At 62.9% G+C, this 24,585-nt stretch carries 27 protein-coding genes; 14 read left to right on the top strand and 13 right to left on the bottom strand.

What is annotated here, in order from left to right; genetic code table 11:
* Positions 1–77 precede the first annotated feature (77 nt).
* Complete coding sequence (locus tag QYE47_RS04415) at positions 78–1,646, top strand: sensor domain-containing diguanylate cyclase (RefSeq protein ID WP_070383921.1); 1,569 nt, start codon at positions 78–80, stop codon at positions 1,644–1,646.
* Positions 1,647–1,689: 43 nt separating this feature from the next.
* Here the strand turns inward: QYE47_RS04415 and QYE47_RS04420 are convergent, their stop codons facing one another.
* Positions 1,690–2,193: a GNAT family N-acetyltransferase gene (locus QYE47_RS04420; RefSeq protein ID WP_070383922.1), complete on the bottom strand. Its 504-nt coding sequence runs from the start codon at positions 2,191–2,193 to the stop codon at positions 1,690–1,692.
* 17 nt (positions 2,194–2,210) lie between these two features.
* The gene (locus tag QYE47_RS04425) at positions 2,211–2,924 is read right to left on the bottom strand and encodes an MgtC/SapB family protein (RefSeq protein ID WP_019438605.1); all 714 of its coding nucleotides are present in this window, start codon (positions 2,922–2,924) and stop codon (positions 2,211–2,213) included.
* 397 nt (positions 2,925–3,321) lie between these two features.
* Here QYE47_RS04425 and QYE47_RS04430 point away from each other — a divergent pair, with 397 nt between their 5' ends.
* Positions 3,322–3,789: a sterol desaturase family protein gene (locus tag QYE47_RS04430; RefSeq protein WP_004576241.1), complete on the top strand. Its 468-nt coding sequence runs from the start codon at positions 3,322–3,324 to the stop codon at positions 3,787–3,789.
* 43 nt (positions 3,790–3,832) lie between these two features.
* Here the strand turns inward: QYE47_RS04430 and QYE47_RS04435 are convergent, their stop codons facing one another.
* A complete protein-coding gene (locus QYE47_RS04435) occupies positions 3,833–4,726 on the bottom strand; it encodes a bile acid:sodium symporter family protein (RefSeq protein ID WP_014590970.1) in 894 nt (297 codons plus the stop codon).
* A gap of 184 nt (positions 4,727–4,910) precedes the next feature.
* Here QYE47_RS04435 and QYE47_RS04440 point away from each other — a divergent pair, with 184 nt between their 5' ends.
* The 10 genes from QYE47_RS04440 (at position 4,911) to QYE47_RS04485 (ending at position 13,616) form a co-directional block, all read left to right on the top strand.
* Positions 4,911–5,774 carry a Dyp-type peroxidase gene (locus QYE47_RS04440; protein WP_019438603.1) on the top strand — a complete coding sequence of 288 codons (864 nt, stop codon included), beginning with the start codon at positions 4,911–4,913 and terminating at the stop codon, positions 5,772–5,774.
* Positions 5,775–5,863: 89 nt separating this feature from the next.
* Positions 5,864–6,775, top strand: coding sequence for an aldo/keto reductase (locus QYE47_RS04445; protein ID WP_070383923.1), 912 nt, complete (start codon positions 5,864–5,866; stop codon positions 6,773–6,775).
* Positions 6,776–6,779: 4 nt separating this feature from the next.
* Positions 6,780–8,063: an NTP/NDP exchange transporter gene (locus QYE47_RS04450; RefSeq protein WP_014590967.1), complete on the top strand. Its 1,284-nt coding sequence runs from the start codon at positions 6,780–6,782 to the stop codon at positions 8,061–8,063.
* Between the two features lie 147 nt (positions 8,064–8,210).
* Complete coding sequence (locus QYE47_RS04455) at positions 8,211–8,393, top strand: KGG domain-containing protein (RefSeq protein WP_004374456.1); 183 nt, start codon at positions 8,211–8,213, stop codon at positions 8,391–8,393.
* Positions 8,394–8,451: 58 nt separating this feature from the next.
* A complete protein-coding gene (locus QYE47_RS04460; RefSeq protein WP_014756700.1) occupies positions 8,452–8,649 on the top strand; it encodes a hypothetical protein in 198 nt (65 codons plus the stop codon).
* Between the two features lie 18 nt (positions 8,650–8,667).
* Positions 8,668–9,999 (top strand): iron-containing redox enzyme family protein, encoded by a 1,332-nt coding sequence (locus tag QYE47_RS04465; protein WP_070383925.1) that lies wholly within the window; start codon positions 8,668–8,670, stop codon positions 9,997–9,999.
* Positions 9,999–10,952 (top strand): class I SAM-dependent methyltransferase, encoded by a 954-nt coding sequence (locus QYE47_RS04470; protein ID WP_014590965.1) that lies wholly within the window; start codon positions 9,999–10,001, stop codon positions 10,950–10,952. Before QYE47_RS04465 ends, QYE47_RS04470 begins: the two co-directional genes overlap by 1 nt.
* A gap of 6 nt (positions 10,953–10,958) precedes the next feature.
* Entirely contained in the window at positions 10,959–12,065 is a 1,107-nt protein-coding gene (locus QYE47_RS04475; RefSeq protein ID WP_019438598.1) for a carboxylate-amine ligase, read from the top strand.
* Positions 12,066–12,121: 56 nt separating this feature from the next.
* Positions 12,122–12,709: a nucleosidase gene (locus tag QYE47_RS04480; RefSeq protein WP_012052320.1), complete on the top strand. Its 588-nt coding sequence runs from the start codon at positions 12,122–12,124 to the stop codon at positions 12,707–12,709.
* 85 nt (positions 12,710–12,794) lie between these two features.
* Positions 12,795–13,616, top strand: a complete 822-nt coding sequence (locus QYE47_RS04485) for a Ku protein (RefSeq protein ID WP_004576232.1) — start codon at positions 12,795–12,797, stop codon at positions 13,614–13,616.
* A gap of 21 nt (positions 13,617–13,637) precedes the next feature.
* Here QYE47_RS04485 and QYE47_RS04490 read toward each other — a convergent pair whose 3' ends face one another.
* Genes QYE47_RS04490 through ligD form a run of 5 tightly spaced genes read right to left on the bottom strand, consistent with a single transcriptional unit; the run spans position 13,638 to position 19,242 of the window.
* Positions 13,638–14,297 carry a glycosyltransferase family 2 protein gene (locus QYE47_RS04490; RefSeq protein ID WP_019438596.1) on the bottom strand — a complete coding sequence of 220 codons (660 nt, stop codon included), beginning with the start codon at positions 14,295–14,297 and terminating at the stop codon, positions 13,638–13,640.
* The gene (locus QYE47_RS04495) at positions 14,294–14,893 is read right to left on the bottom strand and encodes a bifunctional 2-polyprenyl-6-hydroxyphenol methylase/3-demethylubiquinol 3-O-methyltransferase UbiG (protein ID WP_014590962.1); all 600 of its coding nucleotides are present in this window, start codon (positions 14,891–14,893) and stop codon (positions 14,294–14,296) included. The genes QYE47_RS04490 and QYE47_RS04495 overlap by 4 nt, the downstream gene beginning before the upstream one ends.
* Positions 14,894–14,904: 11 nt before the next feature.
* The gene (locus QYE47_RS04500; RefSeq protein WP_070383926.1) at positions 14,905–15,660 is read right to left on the bottom strand and encodes a PIG-L deacetylase family protein; all 756 of its coding nucleotides are present in this window, start codon (positions 15,658–15,660) and stop codon (positions 14,905–14,907) included.
* Positions 15,657–16,700 carry an acyl-CoA dehydrogenase family protein gene (locus QYE47_RS04505; protein WP_014590960.1) on the bottom strand — a complete coding sequence of 348 codons (1,044 nt, stop codon included), beginning with the start codon at positions 16,698–16,700 and terminating at the stop codon, positions 15,657–15,659. The genes QYE47_RS04500 and QYE47_RS04505 overlap by 4 nt, the downstream gene beginning before the upstream one ends.
* Before the next feature lie 40 nt (positions 16,701–16,740).
* Complete coding sequence (gene ligD / locus QYE47_RS04510) at positions 16,741–19,242, bottom strand: DNA ligase D (RefSeq protein WP_070383927.1); 2,502 nt, start codon at positions 19,240–19,242, stop codon at positions 16,741–16,743.
* A 127-nt stretch (positions 19,243–19,369) separates the two neighbouring features.
* Here ligD and QYE47_RS04515 point away from each other — a divergent pair, with 127 nt between their 5' ends.
* Entirely contained in the window at positions 19,370–19,834 is a 465-nt protein-coding gene (locus QYE47_RS04515; RefSeq protein WP_019438593.1) for a hypothetical protein, read from the top strand.
* Positions 19,831–20,055, top strand: a complete 225-nt coding sequence (locus QYE47_RS04520; RefSeq protein WP_004576227.1) for a metallothionein — start codon at positions 19,831–19,833, stop codon at positions 20,053–20,055. Before QYE47_RS04515 ends, QYE47_RS04520 begins: the two co-directional genes overlap by 4 nt.
* Before the next feature lie 90 nt (positions 20,056–20,145).
* On the opposite strand, the gene QYE47_RS04525 is transcribed toward QYE47_RS04520, so the two are convergent.
* The 5 genes from QYE47_RS04525 to QYE47_RS04545 are packed head-to-tail and all read right to left on the bottom strand — an operon-like array spanning position 20,146 to position 24,565.
* Complete coding sequence (locus tag QYE47_RS04525; RefSeq protein WP_070383928.1) at positions 20,146–20,562, bottom strand: hypothetical protein; 417 nt, start codon at positions 20,560–20,562, stop codon at positions 20,146–20,148.
* A gap of 28 nt (positions 20,563–20,590) precedes the next feature.
* Complete coding sequence (locus QYE47_RS04530; protein WP_012052312.1) at positions 20,591–21,544, bottom strand: lysylphosphatidylglycerol synthase domain-containing protein; 954 nt, start codon at positions 21,542–21,544, stop codon at positions 20,591–20,593.
* On the bottom strand, positions 21,544–22,746 hold the full coding sequence (gene clsB, locus QYE47_RS04535) for a cardiolipin synthase ClsB (protein ID WP_053867985.1): 1,203 nt from the start codon (positions 22,744–22,746) through the stop codon (positions 21,544–21,546). Before clsB ends, QYE47_RS04530 begins: the two co-directional genes overlap by 1 nt.
* Entirely contained in the window at positions 22,743–23,516 is a 774-nt protein-coding gene (locus QYE47_RS04540) for an endonuclease/exonuclease/phosphatase family protein (RefSeq protein WP_014590955.1), read from the bottom strand. Before QYE47_RS04540 ends, clsB begins: the two co-directional genes overlap by 4 nt.
* On the bottom strand, positions 23,513–24,565 hold the full coding sequence (locus QYE47_RS04545) for a DUF72 domain-containing protein (RefSeq protein WP_076403075.1): 1,053 nt from the start codon (positions 24,563–24,565) through the stop codon (positions 23,513–23,515). Before QYE47_RS04545 ends, QYE47_RS04540 begins: the two co-directional genes overlap by 4 nt.
* Positions 24,566–24,585 lie beyond the last annotated feature (20 nt).

The raw sequence follows: 24,585 nt of genomic DNA on the forward strand, positions 1-24,585 counted from the left end.
CTTTTTTGCCGCCGGTTCCGATATTCGACGCTGAACTATAGTGAAAGGCGGCGAACGCGGTATGGCCAGGGATTCCAATGTGCGCAGCCCGGAAACAGTATGACGACGGGGTTTTCGCCATAAGTGGCGAGGACCGCGCCGTGGCGCTGTTCCGTCTGGTACTGGCGTTCATGCTGGTTGTGATGCTGGCATTCGTGCTGGTGGAGGGCTGGCGCATCTGGCGTGACTACCGTTTTGCCTATAACAACGCCGAGAACATGGTCAGCAACCTGGCTCGGGCCACGGCACAGCACGCCGAGGACGCTATCCGCCAGGTCGACGTCATTACCGCGGCCTTGGCCGAGCGCCTGGAAGGCGATGGTTTCGATCACATCGACCGGCCGCGCCTGCATGCCTTGCTGGCGCAGCAAAAAAGCATCATGCCGCAGTTGCACGGGCTTTTCGTTTACGGCCCGGACGGCAGCTGGGTCGTCACTGATCAGGCGGCCATCCCGCCCAACGCCAATAACGCCGACCGGGACTACTTCGTCTATCACCGCAGCCATACCGACCCTGGTGTACATATCAGTTCGGTCGTGCGCAGCCGCTCCACCGGCGACCTGATCATTCCTATTTCGAGGCGCCTGGAGTATGCCGACGGCAGCTTCGCCGGTGTACTGCTCGGCACCATCAAAGTGGAGTGGTTCGTACGTTACTACGGGGACTTCAAGATCGACGAGCGCGGCGCGCTGGTGCTGGCCAAGCGCGACGGCACCCTCCTGGTACGGCGCCCGTTCGTGGAACAGGTAATAGGCCGCAGTCTCGCCAACAGTGAGATCTTCCGCAACCACTTGCCATACGCCACAGAAGGGGTAGCCGAGGCGGTAGCGGTAGTCGATGGTACACCTCGGCTGTATGGCTATCGCGCGTTGTCCAGCTATCCATTGGTCGTGGAGGCGGGGCTGTCGCGTGAATCCATTGTCGCGCCCTGGCGGTACGATGCGATCAAGTCGGTGGCGGTCTTGCTGCTGTTGTTGGTGGGGCTGGCAGCGTTTGGCGGTGTGGTGCTGCGCCAACTGCGCGAGCGGATCGTGATCGAGCGGGCGCTGCTCCAGGCGCACCAGACGCTGAAAGCGTTGGCCTTGACCGACAGCCTTACAGGGCTGGGTAACCGTCGGCGGCTGGATGGCGTGTTCGAACCTGAACTGCGCCGTGCACGGCGCCAAGGCTACCCCCTGGCACTGGTGATGCTAGACCTGGATTACTTCAAGGCCTACAACGACCACTACGGACACCCGGCTGGCGACCAGTGCTTGCGACGCTTTGCCGAGGTGCTGCAACAGGCCTTGAAACGGCCGGCCGATCTGGCAGTGCGCTATGGTGGGGAGGAATTTACGCTGTTGCTGCCCGATACCGATGGCCGCGGCGCGGAACTGCTGGTGCAGGAGTTACAGCAGCTGTTGCGCCGACAGGCGCTGGAACATGCCGCGAGCCCGTTGGGAAGGGTGTCGTTCAGTGCCGGGATCGCGGTGGTCGACCTGACGCGGGAGGGGGGCACTGCCGAGGCGCTGGTCGCGGCGGCAGATGGGGCCTTGTACCAGGCCAAACAGCAGGGGCGGGACGGCTATTGCGTGGCGGGTAGTGTGGCGGCGGGGCAGGGTTGCTGACCTGGCTGGAGAGCGCGGGGGCGCCATGCGTCGCGATGAAACGCTAAAGCCCCAGACGCATTGCACAACGCCCGCTGAGACCGTGAGCATGCTCGCTTGCGAGGATGCTCTGGAGTCGTTCGCAAAGCCGGCTTTCCTGAAGCGTCTCGAACCCGAAACGTGCATAGAACGGCGCATTCCAAGGCACATCCACAAAGGTGGTCAGCGTCAGCTCGCCTACACCGGCGCAGCGGCCTGCATCGACCACTTGCTGCAGCAACCGGCGCCCGACGCCTTGCCCCTGGGCCTCCTGGCACACCGATATTTCATGAAGGTGCAATGCCTGATCCGCCAGCCGGGCGCAGGCAAAACCCACAATGCGCCCAGCCGGATCCTGCGCCACCCAACTACCACCTGCCTCGACGAAAGCCCTGTGCGTCGCGCAATCCATGACTTCGCCTTGCGCCAGCCAGGCCAGTGCCGGCCAACTGACAAAAGCCCGGGCTGCCGAGCGCTCGACGTCCGGTAGCCACGTGATGTCTCGCTCAAGGGTAGGGCGGATAAGCATGAGTCACTCCTGTCGTTCTAATCCGTCGCCAGCACTTGCGGCTGTAATTGCCAGCGCACCGAGCTTACACCTTTCTCCAGGCTGACCCTGCTGACCAGGCGCTCCAGTTGCGCCGGCGCCTGCGCGGTGCCCAACAGCTCGGCGCGCACTTCCAGGCGCGCAGGATTTTCCAGGTCCTGGCTCTGCAACGACTGCAGGCGCAGTTGTGGATCGCCCAGGCTATGCAACATCAGGCTACGCACCTGGATCTCATCCTCGCCGCGGCAGACGATACGGACTTCGAAGTGCTGTTCCACCTCGTTGGCCGGCACCACGTCCTGACGGTCGAGGCGCTGGGCGATGTCACGCAACAAGATGTTGGCGCAGAGCACCACCAGGCTACCCAGCGCCGCCTCCATCATCAGCCCGAGGCTGCACAGCACGCCGACCGCAGCCGTGCACCACAAGGTGGCCGCGGTGTTCAGGCCACGTACATTGAAACCATCGCGCATGATGACACCACCGCCGAGAAAGCCGATGCCCGACACCACATAGGCTGCGACGCGCGACGCATCGGCAGGCGCCATGCCTGGCACCGCCTGGGTCATCAATACGAACAGGCAGGCACCGGTACTGACCAGCGCATTGGTGCGCAGCCCGGTCAGGCGTTGGCGCAATTGCCGCTCGGCACCGATCAGCGCCCCCAGCACCAGGGCAATGCTGACGCGCAGCAGAAATACTTTCCAATCCATAGCAAACCTCTTCCGCAGGCACACGCCCGCATGAACGCCATCAGTTGGCGCGGTTGAAATAACCAGAAAATTGCGCAGGACCACGAGGAGGGAAGGAGAAGCGGGGTTAAAGGAAACCACCGTCTTGCCAGCGCGGCCAGACAGTGCAGAACACTGCCGGGCTAGCGCGCCACGCGGGCCTGTCGCAAGCGACTGGGGCTACTGTCCAAGGCAGGTCTCCTGTTGAGGAAGGCAAAATTGCGTCGCGGACCATACGCCGCAGGGCAGAGCAGGTCAAGGGCAAACACATGACAATGGCTTCATCCGGGAACGGCCTGCAGCCGGTCACGCCCACATGGAAAAAAACCTGGGCAGCCGGTAACCTTGCGCCTCCCTTTGCCATCACCCGGACCGTTCCATGCTGTTCAATCTCGCCGTATTGTTCGGCACCCTGGTGGCCATGGAGGGCGTCGGTACGCTGGCTCACAAGTACATCATGCATGGCTGGGGCTGGTGGCTGCACCGATCGCACCATGAGCCACACCTGGGCATGCTCGAAACCAACGACCTGTACCTGGTGGCCTTGGGGCTGATCGCCACGGCGTTGGTGGCGCTGGGCAAAAGCGGTTATGCGCCTTTGCAGTGGGTGGGCGGTGGTGTGGCAGGGTATGGGGCACTGTATGTACTGGCCCACGACGGTTTCTTTCACCGGCATTGGCCGCGCAAGCCGCGGCCAGTCAACCGCTACCTGAAACGCCTGCACCGCGCGCACCGCCTGCACCATGCGGTGAAGGGGCGCACGGGGAGCGTGTCGTTCGGGTTCTTCTATGCGCCGCCGCTGAAGGTGTTGAAGCAGCAACTGCGCAGCAGGCGCAGCCAATCGTGACGCATCCCTGGCACGCACGGCACCTTCGGGGCATTGGGTGACGTCAGTTCACGGTTTCACGCTTGGGCTCTGCCGCCACATGGCCGCGGCTCACCCACCAGCCAAACCCGGCCGCGGTAAAGAACATGATCAAGCTGTACAACGCAGCCGGCACCGCCATGGTCGCGTTGTTCAGCAGCGAAGGGCTCAACGCCAGGGCAATTGCCAAGGTCCCATTATGGATGCCAATTTCCATACCAATGGCAATCGCCTGGCGCTTGGGAATGTTCAACAGCCGCGGCACCCAATAGCCCACCGTCAGGCTCAGCAGGTTGAACAGCAGCGCCGCCAGGCCCACCACCGGTGCGTACTCGACCACTGTCTGCCAGTCCTTGGCCAGTGCCAGGACGATGGTGAAGGCCAGAAACAGCGCAGCCACCAGCTTCATCGGTTTTTCCATGCGCGCAGCGAACGCCGGGGCGAAATGGCGAATCAGCATGCCCAGCGCCACCGGCAACAAGACGATGGCGAACACTTGCATGACCTTGGCGAACTGCAGTGGAATAGCCTGGTCCGAGGCCATGAACCAGCTCAGTGACAGGTTCACCAGCAACGGCATGGTCAGGATCGCGATCAGTGAGTTGACCGCCGTCAGGGTGATGTTCAACGCCACGTCACCGTGGGCCAGATGGCTGAACAGGTTGGCCGTGGTACCGCCCGGCGAAGCAGCCAGCAGCATCAACCCCACTGCCAGGGCAGATTCCAGGCCAAAGCCGTTGGCGATCAGGAAGCACACCAGCGGCAACAGCAGGATCTGGCACACCAGGCCCACCACCACGGGCTTTGGATACTTCACCACGCGAGCGAAGTCGGCCAGGGTCAGCGACAACCCAAGGCCAAGCATGATGATGCCCAGGGCAAGCGGCAGAAACGCAGTGAGCAGGGGCGAGGCGGTCATGAGGGGTATCTCGGGCGAAGGATCTGAAGCAGTGTAGGTCGGCCTTGATTGATAGCTAATTGCAAAGGGCCAGCTCTTGGTAACCGTTTGTTACTACGTGCAGCGGCTGGCGAGGCTGCATGCCGCATTGCAGCAGGCATGCAGGCGAAGTAGCATTCCGTTTTTACCTTAGGATTAGCCTGATATGCCGTTCCAGCAAGGTCTGCTTGCCACCCCGGTGCCGGCCCACGCCCGTCACCTGTTCTTCACCCTGCAGTCGCCCGAGGCGTTGCCTGCCGCGCTGGATGCCTTGCTGCCGCAGGTCGATGGCAAACAGTTGCTGCTGGGCGTAGGCGCCCCCCTGGCGAAGGCCCTGGGCCGGGAAATACCAGGGCTGCGCCCGTTCCCGCTGCTGGATGCCGCGGTGGAGAACCCCAGCACCCAACACGCCCTGTGGCTGTGGCTGCGTGGCGACGAACGTGGCGACCTGCTGCTGCGCGCCCAGGCCCTGGAGCAGGCGCTGGCACCCGCGCTGGGCCTGGCCGACAGCGTTGATGGCTTCCTGCACCGGGGCGGTCATGACCTTACCGGTTATGAAGACGGTACCGAAAACCCGGTAGACGAAGAAGCGGTGCAAGCGGCCATTGCCGCAGATGGCTCCAGCTTTGCCGCGTTCCAGCTGTGGAAGCACGACCTGGATTACTTCAAGTCGCTGCCCCAGGCAGACCAGGACAACATCATCGGCCGTCGCTTGAGCGATAACGAAGAACTCGACGACGCCCCCGAGTCCGCGCACGTCAAGCGCACCGCCCAGGAAAGCTTTGAACCCGAGGCGTTCATGGTCCGTCGCTCGGTAGCCTGGGCCGACCAACGCGGTGCCGGCCTGGCCTTTGTCGCCCTGGGCAAGAGTTTCGAGGCATTCGAAATGCAGCTGCGGCGCATGAGTGGCCTGGAAGACGGCATCATCGACGGACTTTACCGCTTTAGCCGCCCGCTGACGGGGGGCTACTACTGGTGCCCGCCAATGAGCGAGACGGGTGTCGATCTGAGCCCCTTGCTGCGGGCCTGATCTCTAAACATCCAGATACAGAAACACCCGCAGGCGAGGGACAGAGCGGCTAGGCTTGAAAATTTCCGATTCATGACGGGAGATTTTCCATGTACGCACGTCGTGAAGTCCTACGCGCAGGTGCAACATTGGGATTGCTGGCCGCCGCCAGCCCTTGGCTGCACGCTGCCGTGCCGGCGGGTTTGCTGGCCCGTATAGTCCCGTCCACCGGTGAAGCGTTGCCGGTGATCGGTGCCGGTACTTCGGGCAGTTTCGAAGTAGAAAGCGGTTCGCCCCAATACCTTCAGCTCAAAACGGTGCTTAAGGCATTTTTCGAAGGCGGCGGCCGGGTGATCGACACCTCGCCCAACTACGGGGGCGCCGACAGCATTCTCGGCCAGTTGCTGGAAGAGGGCGGCTGGCACCGCCAGTGCTTCCTTGCCACCAAGATCGCCGCCAATAGCCGGGCTGAAGCCCAAGCGCAGTGGGCCGGCAGCCTCAAGAGCCTACGTACCGACAAGGTCGACTTGCTGCAGATTCACAACCTGCGTGACTGGCAGACCCAGCTGCCTTATGCCCGCGAGCTGAAGCAGCAGGGCGGGACACGTTATGTCGGCATCACCCATTACCTGAACAGTGGCCACGACGACGTCGCCCGTATCGTGCGCAACGAGCCGCTGGACTTCATCCAGATCAACTACTCGGTCAACGCCCCTGACGCCGCCCGGGAACTGCTGCCGCTGTGCCAGGACAAGGGCGTTGCGGTGTTGATCAATCGGGCCTTCGACGATGGCCGGCTGTTCGCCCGGGTCAAGGGCCAGACCTTGCCGGGCTGGGCAGCCGAAGCAGGCATCGGCAGCTGGGCACAGCTGTTTCTCAAGTTCGCCATCAGCCACCCGGCAGTGACGACGGTCATACCCGCTACCAGTCGGCCTGACCGCCAGATCGATCAGCTCAAGGCCGGGCATGAGCCAATGCTCACCCCGGCGCAGCAACAGGCGCTGATCACGCAGTTTGCCTGACATCATGCAAACCTGGCGGCGGCGCCTGGGCCAAGGGCTGAACATCCAGCCTGGAGAGGGGCCGGCGGTCATCGCCGGCTTGCTGCTGTTCTACCTGCTGTTCACCGGTTACTTCATGCTACGCCCGGTGCGCGAAACCATGGGCGTTGCCGGTGGCGTGGAAAACCTGCAGTGGCTATTCACCGGCACCTTCATTGCCACGTTGGCGTGCCTGCCGCTGTTTGGCTGGCTGGCATCCAGGGTGCAGCGCAGGCATATCCTGCCTTGGACTTATGGTTTTTTCACCAGCAACCTGTTGCTGTTCGCGGCACTGTTGGCCGGTAACCCTGACGATCTCTGGACCGCCCGGGCCTTCTACATCTGGCTGTCGGTGTTCAATTTGCTGACGATCTCGCTGGCCTGGAGCGTGCTCGCTGATCTGTTTTCCACCGCCCAAGGCAAGCGGCTGTTCGGTCTGCTGGCAGCCGGGGCCAGCCTGGGCGGGCTCAGTGGCCCTGTGCTTGGCACGTTGCTGGTGGCGCCGCTCGGCCATGCCGGGTTGCTGGTGCTGGCGGCGGTATTTCTGCTGGGCAGTATCGGCGCGACACTGTTCCTGCAACGCTGGCGAGCAGGCCAACCCGTTGCGATACAAACCGAACATCAGGACTCGCGGCGATTGGGTGGCAACCCCTTTACCGGCGCCACCGCAGTCCTGCGCTCGCCCTATCTGCTGGGCATCGCTTTGTTTGTGGTACTGCTGGCCAGCGTCAGCACATTCCTGTACTTCGAGCAGGCGCGTATTGTCAGCGAAACCTTCACGGACCGCACCCGACAGACACAGGTGTTCGGCCTGATCGACACGGTTGTGCAGGCCCTGGCCATCCTCACCCAGGTCTTTCTTACCGGGCGCCTGGCCCGTCGGCTGGGTGTCGGTGTGTTGCTGGTTGCAGTGCCGCTGGTAATGGCTGCCGGCTTCTTGTGGCTGGCACTGGCCCCGGTGTTTGCCCTGTTCGTGGTGGTGATGGTGGTGCGCCGGGCAGGTGAATACGCACTGGTACGGCCAGGGCGGGAGATGCTGTTCACCGTGCTGCCCGCCGAGGACAAGTACAAAGCCAAGAACTTCATCGACACGGTGGTATACCGTGGCGGCGATGCGCTGAGCGGCTGGGTCAAGCGTGGGTTGGACGTCATGGGCGAGCACCCGCAATTGGCGATGCTGATCGGCGCGCTGCTTGCCGTGGGTTGGGCCGCGACGGGTGGCTGGCTGGGCCGGCGCCAGGCGCGCATGGATAGCCCGCCGCACCACTGACAAGCGCACCAAATACGGCGATGCCGTTTATTTAACGCCACCGGTCCGAACCTCTCGTAATAAAGCGAATCTGCCGATATCGCCGAACTCCGAATCTGTGTACGGCATCTTGCCGTGCATTCCGAAGTCATATGAGGTTTGAACACCATGGCCACTAAAGACAACAGCCGCACCGGCAATCAACAAGGCAGCCAAGGCGGTAACAAGAACCCGGGCAATTTCGCCAATGACCGTGAAAAAGCTTCCGAAGCCGGTCGCAAGGGCGGCCAGTCCTCGGGCGGCAACATGCCCCACGACCGTGAGTCGGGCCACAAGGGCGGCCGTTCGTAACTGACCAAGGCGCAGTGCCGGGGCGACCTGGCACTGCAATTTTCAAAGGGGGTACTCCATGCGACTGACTCCACTGATCATCCTGATGGCCGCGCTGAGCTTGGTCGGCGGCTGTTTCGACCGCGACAATGACCACCCCGGCAAAGATTCCGACCCCAGCAAGCCTTCGCTGCAGATGCAGCAACCTGATTCCAAGCCTGCACCGCAGCCTGCGCCCGACCCCGAGCCGATGCCTGGCCAAAAGCCGAGCCAGTAAGAAGACAAGGAGCACGGCATGACGGTGATGAACCGCAATACCGCAAGTGCTGCGCCAATGGTCACCGAATCGACCAGCCTGCGACAACGCTACCAAGCAATGCTCGCAGGCCAGGATGCTGGCAGCGGCTCATGGCTGGAGGAACAACTGGCGGGTGCCGCGAGCATGCCGGACGACTTGCCCGACACACCGTCCGAGTTGCCGGCCTGGAGCAAGAAGCATACCGCCGAGGTCGCCAAGGCCTACACCGATTACCGGGCACAACGCCGTCAAGGCATGCCCCGGCGTTACTTTTCCAACCGCGCCCACGCATTGTGGTTCCTGCAACAGGTTGCGCCGACCAAGGCCGTGGATGGCGCCTGGCTACAGGGCACCCTGCATCACTGGCGCGATCCACGTTATCACGGGCTGATTCGCACGTATCTGGAAGAGCTCGGCAACGGTGATCCACGCTGCAACCATGTGCTGATCTATCAGCGCCTGCTTGGTCGCCTGGGTTGCGTAGAGGCCATGCCCCTGGATGACACGCGATATCTGCAAGGGGCCCTGCAACTTGCCCTGGGGCAGCACTGCGACACTTACCTGCCAGAGGTGGTTGGCTACAACCTCGGTTATGAGCAGCCACCGCTGCATCTGCTGATCACCACGTACGAGCTGGCCGAACTGGGCATCGACGGGCAATATTTTCAGCTGCACGTGACCATCGACAATGCCGCCAGCGGCCACGCCCGCCTGGCAATTCAGGCGCTGAACCAGCTAAGCCCCGCGCATGATCCACAGGCGTTCTACGCCAAAGCGCGCATAGGCTACCGCCTGAATGACCGAGGTATCGCCACGCCAGACCTCATCCGCCAGTTCGACCTGCAGGGCGAACTGTTTGCAGCCCTTGAGCGCAAGCGGGTCTATGGCCAGTTGATGCATGCCGACCATTGCCGCCTGCAGCAGCGCACGATCAATCAATGGCTGGCCGAACCCGGCGCCATGCCCGCATTCGTGGCCGCATTGCAGGCTCAGGGTTGGATCCGCAGAGGGCAGCCGCCAGCAAACAGCCGCTGGTGGACGCTGATCGACGGGCCGACGGCGGCGATGTTCGGAGTTTTCAACGCCTATGAAAAACAGCTATGGCATGACTGGATCGCCGACGATTGGCAGCCGTCCATCCGCCGCGTATCCCCTGGCAGTTGGGGGCTGCCTGAGGAGCCTGAAGATATACCCAATGACGCCTTGAATGTGGCCCCCAAGGCCTTGATCCAGAGGATGGCCGGCAACCGCCACGCCACGCCGGACGGCTTGTGTGCCACGCGCGCCTACATGCGCGCAACCGGGCTGCGCCAGGAGGAACCGCGTTGATGATGCTTACTCACAGGCAAATCGAGGCAGACCAGGCGTTGCTACAACTGGGACAGCGCCTGCGCGCCGATGGATACCGCTTTACCTGCGTGACACCTGCCACCCACGCGCGCGTCAATGCCCGCGAGGGCTGCGGGCAGGCCAGCACCCTGCGCGATATATTCGGTTGGAGCCGACCTTTCGAGCCAGGTTTGCTGTCGGCAGATCAGTTACTGTTGCTCGAACGTGCGCAGGCGTTGGGTGCCCAGGGTGAACGGCTGATCAGCACGGTACGCTGGTCCAGCCTGGATGAATTACTGTTGCTGCATTCGGCGTATCCAACCGACGCCAGCGATGCCGTGTTCTTCGGCCCGGACAGTTACCGCTTTGCCCAGGTCATTCGCGATCACCTCCAGCACTGCCCCGAGCGGGTCGAGCATGCAGTGGATATCGGTTGTGGTAGCGGCGTGGGCGCCTTGCTGATTGCCCGCGCCGCCCAGCACGCGCAGGTCAGCGCCGTTGACATCAACCCCCTGGCGCTGCGCTATACGGCAATCAATGCAGCCTTGGCGGGTGTGAGTAACCTGTCGGTCGAGCCCAGCGACTTGCTGGACGGTATCAGCGGTACGTTCGACCTGATCGTTGCCAACCCGCCCTACATGCTTGACCCCAACGCCCGCATCTACCGTCACGGTGGCGGCGTGCTAGGCGCCGACCTGTCACTGCGTATCGTGGAGCAGGCTCGCGAACGGCTGAGCCGCCACGGTACATTGCTGCTGTACACCGGCGTGGCCATTGTCGAAGGCCGCGACGCCCTGCTCGAAGCCATCCGCCTGCGCCTGGCCGGTCCGGATTGGGCTTGGGTGTATCGGGAAATCGACCCCGACGTATTTGGCGAGCAACTGGCTGAGCCAGGCTACGAACAGGTCGAGCGCATCGCCGCCGTGGCGCTCACCGTTACCCGCAGCCGCTGAGGCAGCATGATCCGGCCCTGTACGTTCGGCATCGAGGAAGAGTACCTGCTGGTGAACCTGGGCTCGGGTCAGGTTCCGGCCACACCGTCACCCGCGGTGATGGGGCGCTGCCGTGAAGCACTTGGCAGCTATTTCGCCCAGGAAATGTTCCGCAGCCAGATCGAGCTGGCGTCGCCGGTGTTCACCAACCTGTATGAAGCACGTGAGTTTTTCCAGCGCAGCCGCCAGCGGCTGCGTGTGGCCTTGGCCGAAGAGGGGATGGGGCCATACGCTGCGGCAAGCCACCCCTGCGCCGCGTGGCTGCTGCAGAAGCCCGCGGCACAAGGGCACTATAAGCAGCTGTTCGATGACTACCGCCATGTGGCAAGGCGTAGCCTGCTCAATGGCCTGCATGTGCACGTTGGCGTGCCGCCAGCTTGTGACCGCATGCAACTGATCAACCGCCTTTTGCCCTGGTTACCGTTGTTGCTGGTGTTGAGCACTTCGTCGCCCCTGTGGGCTGGCCAGCCTACCGGGTACATGAGCTATCGCCGTGTGATCTGTGGTGAGTGGCCGCACATGGGCTTGCCCGAAGCGTTGCCAGACTGGGCCGCCTATCAACGCTACCGTACCCTGTTGCAGCGAACCGGTGCACTGGCTGCCGATGGCGACCTTTGGTGGGCACTCCGGCCTTCGCGGCGCTATCCGACAGTGGAGTTGCGCATCTGCGATGGCTGCCCGAACCTGGAGGACGTTCTGTGCATTGCAGCACTGTTTCGCCACCTGGTTGAACACAGCATTGCCTACCGCCATGACCCGCTACCCTGCAGCCGCGAATTGCGCTGGATCGCCCAGGAGAACTACTGGCGTGCCATGCGCCATGGGCGCCACGCACAATTCATAGGTTGTCACGAGCAGCAGCCGGTCACGGCGCAAAGCTGGCTCGCCCAACTGCAGGCCCAGATACCCATAGACAGCGCGGACGCCGAGCGCGCCTGCCAGCACGCCCTGCACGTGCTGCGCCATGGTACCCATGCCGACCAGCAATTGCGCTGCCTGGCACAGGCCAGGGCAGACGGGCTTGGCAAAGGGCAGGCGCTACGCGCCGTGGTGGCTGCCGGGACTTGCATTTAGCCCGGGTTGACCGACAATGGCCGCGCCCTTTGCAGCCACTCGGAAACACCTGCTCCATGATGCTGATCAAGCAATTCCCCGACATTTCCCTGAATGACACGCTGTTCGTCTTTGCGCTTGAGGCCGAGGCTGGCGATGTCTTTACCGAGGTGAACACCGTGTTCACCGGCATTGGCAAGGTCAATGCCGCGATCGCCCTGACCAAGGCGATCGCAACGCGCAGGCCCAAGCTTATCGTCAACCTGGGCTCGGCTGGCAGCCAGCGTCATGGCAAGGGCGAAGTCGTGTGCTGTAACCGCTTCGTACAACGCGACATGGATGTGACCGCGCTGGGCTTTGCCCGCTATGAAACGCCCTTGTCCGACACCCCGGTGGTACTCGAACACGGGGCGGCAATACCCGGCCTGGCTGTGGAAACCTGTGGCAGCGGTGACAGCTTCGAGATCAACCATGGCGACGCACCTTACGACGTGGTCGACATGGAAGCCTACGTGCTGGCATTGATCGCGCGGGGCGAAGGTATCCCGTTCGTGTGCCTGAAATACATTTCCGATGATGCCGGCAGCGAAGCCGCAGGGGATTGGGCGGTACAAGTGCACCTGGCTGCCGAAGCGTTCAAGCGGGTGCTGTTCAGCCAGGCGTGACGGTTGCCGCAGGGCAGGGCAGCTAAACCTTTGTCGCCCGGCGCAGTCACTTCTTGTATCAGCAGGCAACCCTGGGAGCACCCTCATGGCTCGGGCAATCTGGAAAGGCGCCATCAGTTTTGGCCTTGTGCACATCCCCGTGGCACTCAATACCGCCGTGCGCACCGAGCGCGTGGACTTCGACTGGCTGGACAAGCGCAGCATGGAGCCGGTCGGCTACAAGCGGGTGAACAAAGTGACCGGCAAGGAAATAGACAAGGACAATATCGTCAAGGGCGTAGAGTTCGAGAAGGGCCGCTATGTGGTGATCAGTGAAGAGGAGATCCGCAAGGCCCGGCCCGAAGCGACCCAGACGATCGATATCTTTTCCTTTGTGGAAGCGGGCGATATTCCGCTGCAGCATTTCGATACGCCGTACTACCTGACCCCGGACCGCCGTGGCGGCAAGGTGTACGCCTTGCTGCGCGAGACGCTGGAAAAGACCGGCAAGGTGGCACTGGCCACCGTGGTATTGCATACCCGGCAGCACTTGGCGCTGCTGCGGCCTCTGGACCATGCGCTGGTGATGATCACCTTGCGCTGGCCTGAAGAGGTGCGCGGGCTGGAAACGCTGGAGCTGGATGCCAGCGTGACCGACAGCAAGGTGGAGAAGCGTGAGCTGGAGATGGCCAAGCGCCTGGTAGAGGACATGAGCGGGCCCTGGAAGCCTGAGGATTATCATGACGCCTTCCGCCAGACGATCATGGACCTGGTGGAAGAGAAGGCCAGCAAGGGCAAGATCGAGGCGGTGGAGAAGGGCGACGCAGGGGGGGCCGAGAAAGGTGCGGACATCCTCGACCTGACCGAACTGCTCAAGCGCAGCCTGGGTGGCAAGAAACCGGTGAAGAAGACGCGAAAGGCTTCATGAACACGGCCAATGCCATTGAGTTCAAGACTGTGCCTGCAACCCAGCCAGGTAGTCACCAAACCCTTGTCGGGCGCGGCTGTCACGTCGACTGCTGGTGGCCACACTATGCCTGGCGGTCCAGACGATCTGGGCGCCGCTGGCCTGCAGGTCACTGACCAGTTGCACATCTTCATGCGCCGCCAGGGGCTGGAAGCCACCCACACGCTCATAAGCATCGGCACATACCCCCAGATTCGCGCCGTGCACATGCCGATGCCCTTCACACGCCTGGTAGCGGCTCTGGTACAGCTTGCGCAGCGCAGCGGTCTGCCAGGGTTGCCAGTACTCGACATGCACGGTGCCGCAAACCACCTCGGCGCTACAGGCCAACTGCGACAGCAGCCAGTGCGCAGGGACCCGGCTGTCCGCATCGGTGCACGCCAACCACGTGGCGCCCCGCTCGACCATGTGCGCCGCACCCACGCGACGTGCCATGCCGACATTACCGGCATCCACCTCCAGTATATGTACGCCGAAACGCCGTGCCACGGCGGCGCTGCCGTCACTGCAGCGGTCCAGTACCACCAGCACTTCCACGTGCATTCCGGCATGCTGCGCCTGCTGGGCAGCGATCAGCACTGCCCGCAGGCATCGCCCAAGGCGGCGGGCTTCGTTATGTGCAGGGATGACAACGGCAATCATGGGCACGTCTCGTCGAGATCGACAACGCTTGGCTGGCATGACCAGTACTCCAGCAAAAAGTCCGCCTCCTCATGGCGGAACTGCTGATGCAACGGCAAATGCCGGGTCAACATGCGGTGCACGTCGCGACCGTCCTGCGGGCAACCCGCGATAGGGTGCTTCCAGTGGCATGCCAGTAACGCGCCGTCGTAGGTAAGGCTGGCCACCGATTGTTCGATCACCTGCAGCCAGTCGGTGGGATCAAGGTAGTAACCCACCTCGCTGAGCACGATCAGGTCAAAGCGGCCGCCCGGCCAGTCCCCCGGTAACCGGGCCCGTTCGACCGAGGCATTGTGCACGTGAGCCAGGCGTTCACGGGCCAGGCCTACGGCCGTCGGGTCCAGGTCCTGGCACAGCAGTTCGGCGCAACGCTCGGCCAGCAGCGCGCTGAGCTCGCCATTTGCGCAAGCTGGCTCGAACACGCGCTGATAGCACTGGCGTGGCAGGCTGGCCATCACCAGCTCGCGTTTGCGCCTCTCGTACCAGCGGGTGCGAAAGGCCCAAGGGTCTTCATTGGTGGCGTATAGCTCGGCAAAATACTGTGGATCGAGGCTCATGACAGCTCCATTCAAAGAAACACCAGTTCGAAAGGTTGCAGAAGGCAATCCAGCAGGTGCGGCGGTAGCACCGGCGGCTGCTCGCCGTCCGGCTGCAGCTGGCTGACGTGGGCGGCCAAGGCCTTGCGCTTGCGTGCCAGACGGCTTTCATCGAGCTGCACGCGGTGCGCACGGGGCCATGGCAGGCGCGGGTCGTCAGGCTCAGCCCAGTGCCAGGCCCAGACCGGTACCTCAGCCAAGTGCACCCCACGGCTTGCCGCTGCCTGCGCAGCGGCGCGGCCGACGGCCTCGTGATCGCAATGGCCATCACTGCGCCAGGTGGTCATCAGCAGGTCATCGGGTCGCAGTAGCTGGGTGAGGTGACGGGTCAGAAACGCTTCTTCGCGCGGCAACTGGCCGTCCTTCAGATGGAGCCTGCGCCAGTCCAGGCGTTCAAGGTCCAGGTCGAGCTGTTGCAGGCCCTGTCGGCTTTCCTGGGGACGCTGGCGGCGCAAGCGATGTTCGGTCCAGTGACTGGAGCCGGGGTGGCTGCCTTCGCCGTCGGTGGCGGAGATCAGCACCAGCTCATCCTCACGCCCCTTGAAGCCTGCCAGCAGGCCGCCGGCCATGAGAATTTCGTCATCCGGGTGCGGCGCAATCAATACCAGTCGGCGCCCCGGCGGGCAAAGTTGCCGTGAGTCGAGCCAGGTCGCACGCGCCAGGTGCGCGCTTTGCTGCCAGGCTGCCCAAGGCGTGCCACCCGCGGCCTGGATCAGGTTCTGGCTCATAGTTGCCACACCCCGGCTGGCAACTGGGCCAACTGTTGGCCCAGCATCGCCAGATCGCGCTCGGCGTGGCTCTGACGCAGGAACACCGGCAGGTCGGCGCTCAGCCGGGCAAAATGACTGCTGCGACAGAACGGCGTGGCCCCCAAGGCACGCCCGACGTGGCTGATGACCTGCTCTACGGCCTGTTCTACCTGGGCGCGGGTGCGGCGAACTTCGAAACTGGCATCCACACCGGGCTGCTGATCGATCCAGGCAGCACATTCACGCAATGACGCACGGGCGCCATGCAACGCAGCATCCACAGCGCCCAGATGCGCATCGGCATGCGGGTCTGGGCGGGGTTTGCGGCAATGTTCACGCAGGTAATCCGCCAGCGCCTCGGCCGCGCCGTACCAGCAGGCGGCGATACCCGCACCGCCTTGCCAGAAGCCAGGGCGCGAGAGGTATTGGCCCGGCGCGCCGATGAGCGTGCCTGGGGTATCGTTGAACGCCACCTCGACACTGGCGGTAGTGGCCATGCCAACGGCCTGCCAGTGCTCGATGTTCAGGCCCTGGCTCGGCTGTGACAGCTCGATTGCCACCAATTGCGGCTGCTCGGCCTCATCCCAGGCAGTAATCAGCGCGCGATCGATCTGCAAGGCACCGGAACACCAGGCCTTGGTGCCACTCAGGCGCACCTGGTCGCCTTCACGCGCAGTGATGTGGACCCGCGCATCGGGCGGCTCTGCCGCCCATACGCCCCAGATGCCGTCGTTGGCGTGGTGCGCTGCGCCGCATTCCGCCAGGATCGCCAAGGCATCGGTATGGCCCTCATAGAGCTTGGCCAGTGCCAGGTCACAGCCGGCCACCCGTGCCAAGGTCTGCCAGCGACGCAAGGTGTTGCCTTGCCCGGGCAACGGTAGCAGGTCGAGGTGATCAGCTTGCAGCGCCTGGATCAGTTGCGGCAATTGGGTATCGAGGTTGAGCGGTAGCTGGCGTTCGCCAAAGGCGCGTAAAAGGCGGTCAAGGGTGGTCAGGTTGAAGTCCTGAACGATGCTCATGGGCGTGGCTCCCGGGTCGTGTCCAATCGCAGGGGCATCATCATTCGAGCCCTAGCTGCTTGCGCATGCGCGCGGTGATCGACTGGCGTACCTTGCCCATGTCGGCCCAAGGGTCGTCGACCTCCGCCAGACGCTCGTGCAGGTTGGTGATGTTCCATTGGTTGGCGGCCTTGATTTGCGCCAGTTCCTCACGCCAGATAGGTACCGATACTGGCAGCCCGTCACGGGCTCGCAGTGAATAGGCGCACGCCGTGGTAGCGCCCTTGCCATTGCGCAGGTAGTCGATGAAGATGCGTCCCACGCGATTTTTCGGCCCCGACACCGCGCTCAGGCGCTCCGGAAACAGCTTGGCCAGGTAACTGACGATGGCGTGGCTGAAGTCCTTGACTTCGTCCCAGCCGGCGCGCCGGGTCAAGGGCACAACCACGTGAATACCCTTGCCACCACTGGTTTTCAGGAACACCTTCAGGCCCAGTTCGTCCAGCAGGGTGAGGGCCAGTTGGGTCGCCTCCACCATCGCCTTCCATGGCAGCGCAGGGTCAGGGTCCAGGTCGAGGACAAAACGGTCCGGTTTGTCGAAATCCTTGTCCGTGGCGTTCCAGGTGTGCAGCTCCAGCGTATTCATCTGCACCGCGCCCAGCAGCGTGTCCGGGCGATTGATGACCATCGCCGCCTGGCCTGCCTCGGCCTTTTCATAACTAAGTACGTTGGGTATGTGCAGCTGGCCCGCGTTTTTCTGGAAGAACAGCTCGCCACCCAGGCCGTCCGGGGCGCGCACCAATGCCACCGGGCGGTGCTTGAGCTGGGGCAGGATCCACTGGCTGATGCCAGCGTAATACTCGGCGACTTCGCGCTTGGTCACACCCGTGGTGGGATCGATGACCCGGTCGGGGTGGGTCAGCCGCAGTTCACCCAGGTTCTCAGACGCCTTGGCCTGCTTGTGGCGGTTGGATACAGTTTTTGCGGGCATGGCGCGCTCCAGGTCAATGGCGGTTGCCGCCTTGTCATCGCGCAGGCCGTGGAACACCGAATGCCGCACGATGCCGTCACGGGTCATCTGGGCAAAGGCGACTTCAGCCAACAACTGCGGCCGCAGCCAGTGCACACCACGCGCTTCGGCTCCGGCAGGTGGCGAGGGCAGGGCAGGGCTGGCGATTTCCAAGGGCTTGAGCCGCGCGTGGATGCTGGTCAGTGTCGTGGTGTTGAAGCCGGTACCAACCTTGCCGGCATAGCGCAGCTCGCCACTCTCATTGTCGTGCAGGGCCAGCAGCAGGGCACCGAAGCCGCTGCGGCTGCCCTTGGGGTCGGTGTAGCCGACGATCACGAATTCTTGGCGTTGCTTGCACTTGAGCTTGATCCAGTCTGGGCTACGGCGGCCGCTGTAAACACTGTCAGCACGCTTGCCAATCAGGCCTTCCAGCTTCAGCCGGCAGGCACTGTCGAGTAGCGATTCGACAGGTTCGTCGAAGTCGGCGGAATACTTGATGACGTCGCAATGGTTGTGCTCAAGCAGTTGGCGCAACGTATCGCGGCGTTGCTGCAGCGGTAGCTGTCGCAGGTCCTGACCGCCCAGAAATGGCAGGTCGAACAGGTAATAGGTGATGCGTTCGTCGTGCTCGGTATCGAAGGCATTCTGCAACGCCTGGAAGTCAGCCATGCCATTCTCATCAGCCACCACCATTTCGCCATCGAGCCAAGCCGTGTCGATACCGAGCGCGCGCAGGGCGGCAACCTGCCGGGGCATCTTGCTGCTCCAGTCATGGCCGTTGCGGCTGAACAGGCGGATGTCCTGGCCGTCGATTCGGGCCAGAATGCGGTAGCCATCGAACTTGACTTCGTAGCGCCAATCGCCGCTGGGTGGAGAATCCACCAACGTTGCCAGCTGTGGCTGTAGCTGTGCTGGCAAGGGTGCAGCCTGAACTTTATCGGCGCGTTTACGGCTGCTGCGCGGGGCAGTGGCTTTTTTTGCAGCGGATTTGCGTGGCACCAGCGTGCGCTCGCTGAGCACGCTGTCTGGCAGGGCCTCGACAATGCTGTACTCGGTTTCGCTGCGCGCCTGGGCGTCGTGCGACTTGACCAACATCCATTGTTCTTTCTTGCCAGCCAGGTGTGTGCGAAACAGGTTCCACACGCCGGCTAGCTTCTCGCCTTGCAGGCGGAAACGCAGCTTGCCTTTGGCGTAGGCTTCATGGGCATCGCCTTCAGGCTCCCAGATACCGCGGTCCCAGACGATCACATCGCCTGCACCATAGTGGCCTTCAGGGATATGCCCCTCGAAATCGGCGTAGTCCAACGGATGGTCCTCCACATGCACTGCCAGGCGGCGCACCTTGGGGTCCAGCGATGGGCCTTTGGGGATCGCCCAGCTTTTCAGGGTGCCGTCGAGCTCGAGGCGGAAGTCGTAGTGCAGGTGACTGGCGTCGTGTTTCTGGATGCAGAACTGCAGCGCATGAGCCCGCTTGCCACGTTTGCGTTTGCCGCTGGGCTCGGGTGTAGCGTTGAAGTCGCGCTTGCGCGCATATTCCTGCAAGGGCTTGGCCATGGCGGGCTCCGGGCAAATCACCGTCTCTAAGGTGGGAGGTGCCGGCCGAGGCGGTAGTTCAAAAAACTCTGAATCTTCCGTGAGCTGGCGTAGTCGACCGAATGAAGCCACCTGATGGAGAACGCACATGACCCGACCCGACGCACCTAAGCCATACACCCCCACCGAAATCGATGACACTGAAGACCGCATGGGCAGCGTGCATGAACTGGATTTCGATGAACGCCTGGACGAACGCGAAGGGCGTGTGGGCGACGAGCGACCCGCCGCCGAGGTCGCCCGTGAGTTCCCTCCCCAGCGCGTGGCACAAAGTGGCATGACCGGCGGCGAAACGCTGAGTGACAGCCTGCATGAGGACAATGTCACCTATGACGATTTGAGCCCGGACACCCTGCTGGACGAAACCGGCGCCCGCGACCCCCACGAGCCGGGCGGCAGTGGCGGCCCGGCAGACCAGCGTTTGCGCCAGGTGGATGCCGATGAGATCGGTGGCGGCATTGGCCTGGACGAGGCCGAACTGGCCCGATCCGCGCCGCTGGATGGGGTGCCCTGGACCGATGAAGTGATTGACGACGAGGAGAGCAAGCCATGAACGATCAACGCTGCGCGTGTACGCACTGTTCCTGCACTGTGGATGCCAATGCCTTGCAGCGCGATGGCAAGGCCTATTGCTGCGAGGCCTGCGCCAGCGGCCACCGCAAGGGTGAGCCATGCCGGATGCAGGACTGCCATTGTGGTGAAAAGCCGGGCGAGAGCGCGGTGGACAATGCGCTGGATGAAACCTTTCCAGCGAGTGATCCGATCTCGCCCTGAAGCAGATAGGCGGGCTGCCCTTGCAGGCGATCGCCCCGCCCTTTGACCTTATTCTGGGAGCGGGCTTGCGCTGGCTCCCAGCCTTTTGCCCTAGTGGGTCTGCCAGACCCCGTTATTTCGCTCACAGTCGCTACGGGCCTGGCCGAGGCTCGGGGTGTCGTAATAGTAAGTGATCACCCGCGCATCGTTGGGCAACGCTGGCTTCTTGCCACCGATTGCCTTGGGGTTGGCCAATGCCTCTGTGGTCAGGGGAGCGATGCAGCTGCCGACACTCCCATCGGCACACCGCGCTACCTTGCTCTTTTCGCTATTGAGCATGTCCTTGCTTTCGTTGCTGCATGACCAGTTGATCACTTCGGCGGGCATGTTGCTGTAGCTGTAACAGGTGTGCCGCTCTACCGGCGTCACGGCGTCGCTGGAGGAGCGAGTCAGCACATTGCAAGCTTCGGCCCAGGCCTGGCCGCTGGCCAGGCTGGCAACCATCATCATCAAGGCAGGAACACGCATTTTTCACCTCCAGGGCACAAGGCCCTCGTCAGGTCTGAGCAGGCTTGTCGCGCCGGCGCATGGCTTTGGCGCGCTTTTCCAGGATCAGGTAGGTCACCACTGCCAACAGCAGCGGAATCAGGTAGTACAACGTGCGGTAGCCGAGCAGGGCAGCCACCAGCGTGCCCTGGGCCATCTGCCCGTGCAGCAGGGCCAGAAACACCGCTTCCAGCACGCCCAGCCCCGCAGGGATATGCGCCACCACACCGGCCACGCAACTGATCAGCAGGATGCCGAGAATCGATGGGTAGAACGCTTCGCCCGGCAGCAGCCAGAAGATCAGCAGCGCCATCAGTGCCCAGTTGCTGGCACCCAGCGCCACCTGGCACAGCGCCAGACGCAGCGAGGGCAGCGTCACTTCGTGGTCGCGCCAGCACCAGGTGCGCTTCTTGGCGAAACCACAGGCCAGCAGGTAGCCGCCCGCAATCGCCAGCAACAGCAGGCCGATCAGGCGCAGGCCTGTAGTGCCCACCGCCCAGTTACCGGGCATCTCCACCAGGCCCAGGGCGAATACGGTGCCGGCCAGCAGCATATAGCCCATCCAGTTGGTCAACAGCCCCAAGGTGAGGATCCGTGTAATGGTCGCGGTATCCAGGCCCAGCCGGCCATAAAGGCGGTAGCGCAAGGCAACCCCGCCTACCCAGGTAGTGAAATTGAGGTTGAAGGCGTAGCACACGAACGCGACGGGCAATACCTGCCGGGCAGGTAGCGTGTGGCCGGTGTAAGCCCGGGCCAACAGGTCGTAACTGGCAAACGCGAGGTAGCTGCTCAACGCGATCGCCAAGCCGATGGCAAGGGTGCCAGGCTTGTAGGCCAGCAAAGACTGGCGCACTTCGTTCCAGTCCAGGTTACGCGCCAGCAGGTACAACAGCACAGGGATCAGGATCAGAAACGCGAGTGTGAGCAGACGTTTGCCCCACGTTTGCCAGCTTTTGCGCGCCATCAGGAGTTGCCCTCGTGCAAGTTGCCATGAGGTTCGGCTTCCGGCTGCACCGAGCGCAAACGCTGCCGGTGCGCTGGGAACCAGCCCGCAATGCGCGGGAAGTGGCGGATCACGTGGAAGCACACGAAGATCAACGGTGCTCGCCACCAGTAGCCGCGAATCATGCGCTCCAAGGTGACCGGTTTGCATTGCTCGCTGGCCAGTGCCTGCAGATGCTGGTGCAGTTGCTGGTTGAAGGCCCGATCACGAATGAACAGGTTGGCCTCCAGGTTGAACGACAGGCTAAGGGGGTCGAGGTTGCTGGAGCCGACGGTGGCCCATTGGTCGTCCACCAGAGCCACCTTGCCGTGCAACGGCCGCTGGCAGTACTCATGGATCTTCACCCCGTCGCGCAGCAGGTAGTTGTACAGCAGGCGCGACAATGCGCGTACCCAGCGCATGTCGGGTTGGCCCTGCAAGATCAACTGAACCTCCACGCCACGCCGGGCCGCATTGCGCAGCTCGCGCATCAATCGGTAGCCTGGGAAGAAGTAGGCGTTGGCGACGACAATGCGCTGCCTGGCTTTACGAAAAGCCTGAAGGTAGTGCGCCTCTATATCAGTGCTGCGCATGCCGTTGTCGCGCTCGATCAATACAGCACTGCTGCTTCCGGCGGGCTCGGTAACCGGGCGTACCGCACTGGGTGGCTGCAGAACGGGAGACATCAGGCGCTTACTGGCTGCATGTACCTGCGCCACTACCGGCCCAGTGACCTCCACGGCATAGTCCTGCTTGGCCATGGCACCAAAGTCGCCTAAATGGTCGGCGCTGTAGTTGATACCGCCGATGAAGGCCCGTTCACCATCAACCACCACGATCTTGCGGTGCAAACGGCGAAACAGGTTGGTGCGCATGCCCAACAAGCGCGGTTGCGGATCGAACGCATGAAAGCTTACACCCGCGTCGGTCATCGCTGAAATGAACTCAGCCGGCAGCTCGGCTGTGCCGTAGCCATCCGCGGCCACTTCCACGCGTACACCGCGCCGGGCCGCCTCGATCAACACCTGCTGCAATTGCTTGCCCACTTTGTCGTCGAAGATGATAAAGGTTTCCAGCAATATTTCTTCCCGCGCCTGGGCCATGGCCTCGAATACGCGGGGGTAGTACTGCTCGCCATTGATCAGCAACTGCACGCCGTTGCCGTCTACCCAAGGTCGGTTCACAGATTGATCTCCGCAGCCAGTGGTACGTGGTCGGACAGATGCGACCACGGGTATTTGGACAGCACCTGGGCAGCGCCCGGCACCGCGTTTCGCAAGTAGATGCGGTCCAGGCGCAACAACGGCAGGCGCGCGGGAAAACTGCGCGCCGGAGTGCCGAAGACTTCTGTCAGGTGTTCGCTGAGCACCGCGTCCGCCTTCAGCCGCCAGTCGTTGAAATCGCCGGCGATGATGACCGGCGCGTTGGGTGGCAGGCTGGCCAGCAGGTCCAGCATCAGCTTCACCTGGCGCTGCCGGTGTGCTTCGCGCAGGCCCAGGTGTACGCATACCGCATGCACCTGGTCATGGCCCGGCACCTCCAGCTGGCAATGCAGCAGGCCACGCTGTTCATTGCCCTGCACCGACACATCCAGGTTGTTGAAGCGGCTGATGGGGAATTTCGACAACAGCGCGTTACCGTGGTCGCCATGGGGATACACCGCATTGCGGCCATAGGCGAACTGCGGCCACATGCTGTCGGCCAGAAACTCGTACTGCGGTGTCTCGGGCCAGGCAGGGTGGCGCAAGGCGTGCTGCTGGTGACTGCCGTGCACCTCTTGCAAAAACACCAGGTCGGCGCCGGTGGCGCGAACAGCCTCGCGCAACTCGGGCAAGATGAAGCGACGGTTGAAGAAGGTGAAGCCTTTGTGCACGTTCAGCGTCAACACATTGAGCCGGCGTACAGCGGTCACCTTGTCGATGATGCAGCGTGGGGCGGGCAGGGTCCTGTTCACAAGGCCACCTCCGGCACCACGCCTGGCTCGGTCATCAGCTCATGGTCCAACGACAGCTTTTGCAGCAAGCGCCTGGCGTCGTATGGCGCGTGTACCTTCTGGTCGTTGTCGAAATAGCAGTAGACATCCCGTGCGGCACGCCGAGGCGGCGGCCCCGGCACGACCAGGCGGGCATCGTCCGCCTGGTTACCTTCGCTCCATAGCTGGATACGCTGCTTCCAACGCCGCAGCGCGCGTGCGGTATATCCACTGCTGTACAGCTCCACATCCCCATGCAGGCGCATGTAGACGAAGTCGGCGGTCACATCTTCGACACAAGGCCATTTGCCCGCGCTGTCGGCGACTACCAGCGCCACGCGATGCTTGCGTAAGAGCTTGATGAAGGCTTCGCAGAGAAAACTCTCGTGGCGGATTTCCACAGCGTGACGCAAGCGTGCATTACCCTTGATGGCGAGGCTGCCATTGCCCTTGAGGCGTTCGGCGCAGCCTTGGGCGCGTCCACGGGCGGCTTTGCGGGTGTGTGGCAGCAACTCGAAAAACCGGGCAAAACGGTCTTCATCGAACTTCATGTTGGGTGGGAACTGCCACAGGAACGGTCCGAGCTTTTCGCCCAACAGCAGCGGCCCGGAGGCGAAAAAATTGGCCATTGGCTCTTCGATTTCCTTCAGCCTCCGGACATGGGTGATATAGCGCGGCCCCTTGACCGCGAACACGAAGCCGTCCGGCGTTTCTTCACGCCAGCCCAGATAGCGCTCGGGCGTTTGCAGGCTGTAGAACGAGCCATTGATCTCGATGCTGTTCACCGCCCGTGAAGCGAATGCCAGTTCATCGTCCTGCTTCAGGCCTTTGGGGTAGAAGTCCTTGCGCCAGGGGCCATAGCGCCACCCGGAGATACCGATGCGAATATCGCTCACGCTGCCGTCCTCACTGCCGGTTCCTTGTTCGGTCGCTCTGAAGGTGCGACCGGCAAAGGCCGGCGAGGGTTCACAACGCTTGACCAACGGAAATGCTGACGCTGAGTTGAACTTTGCGGCAGCCGGCGTCTCCACCGCATACCCGTTTCATGGAA

Source organism: Pseudomonas sp. 2,4-D, from assembly GCF_030418155.1.
In the GTDB taxonomy this organism is placed as follows: domain Bacteria; phylum Pseudomonadota; class Gammaproteobacteria; order Pseudomonadales; family Pseudomonadaceae; genus Aquipseudomonas; species Aquipseudomonas alloputida.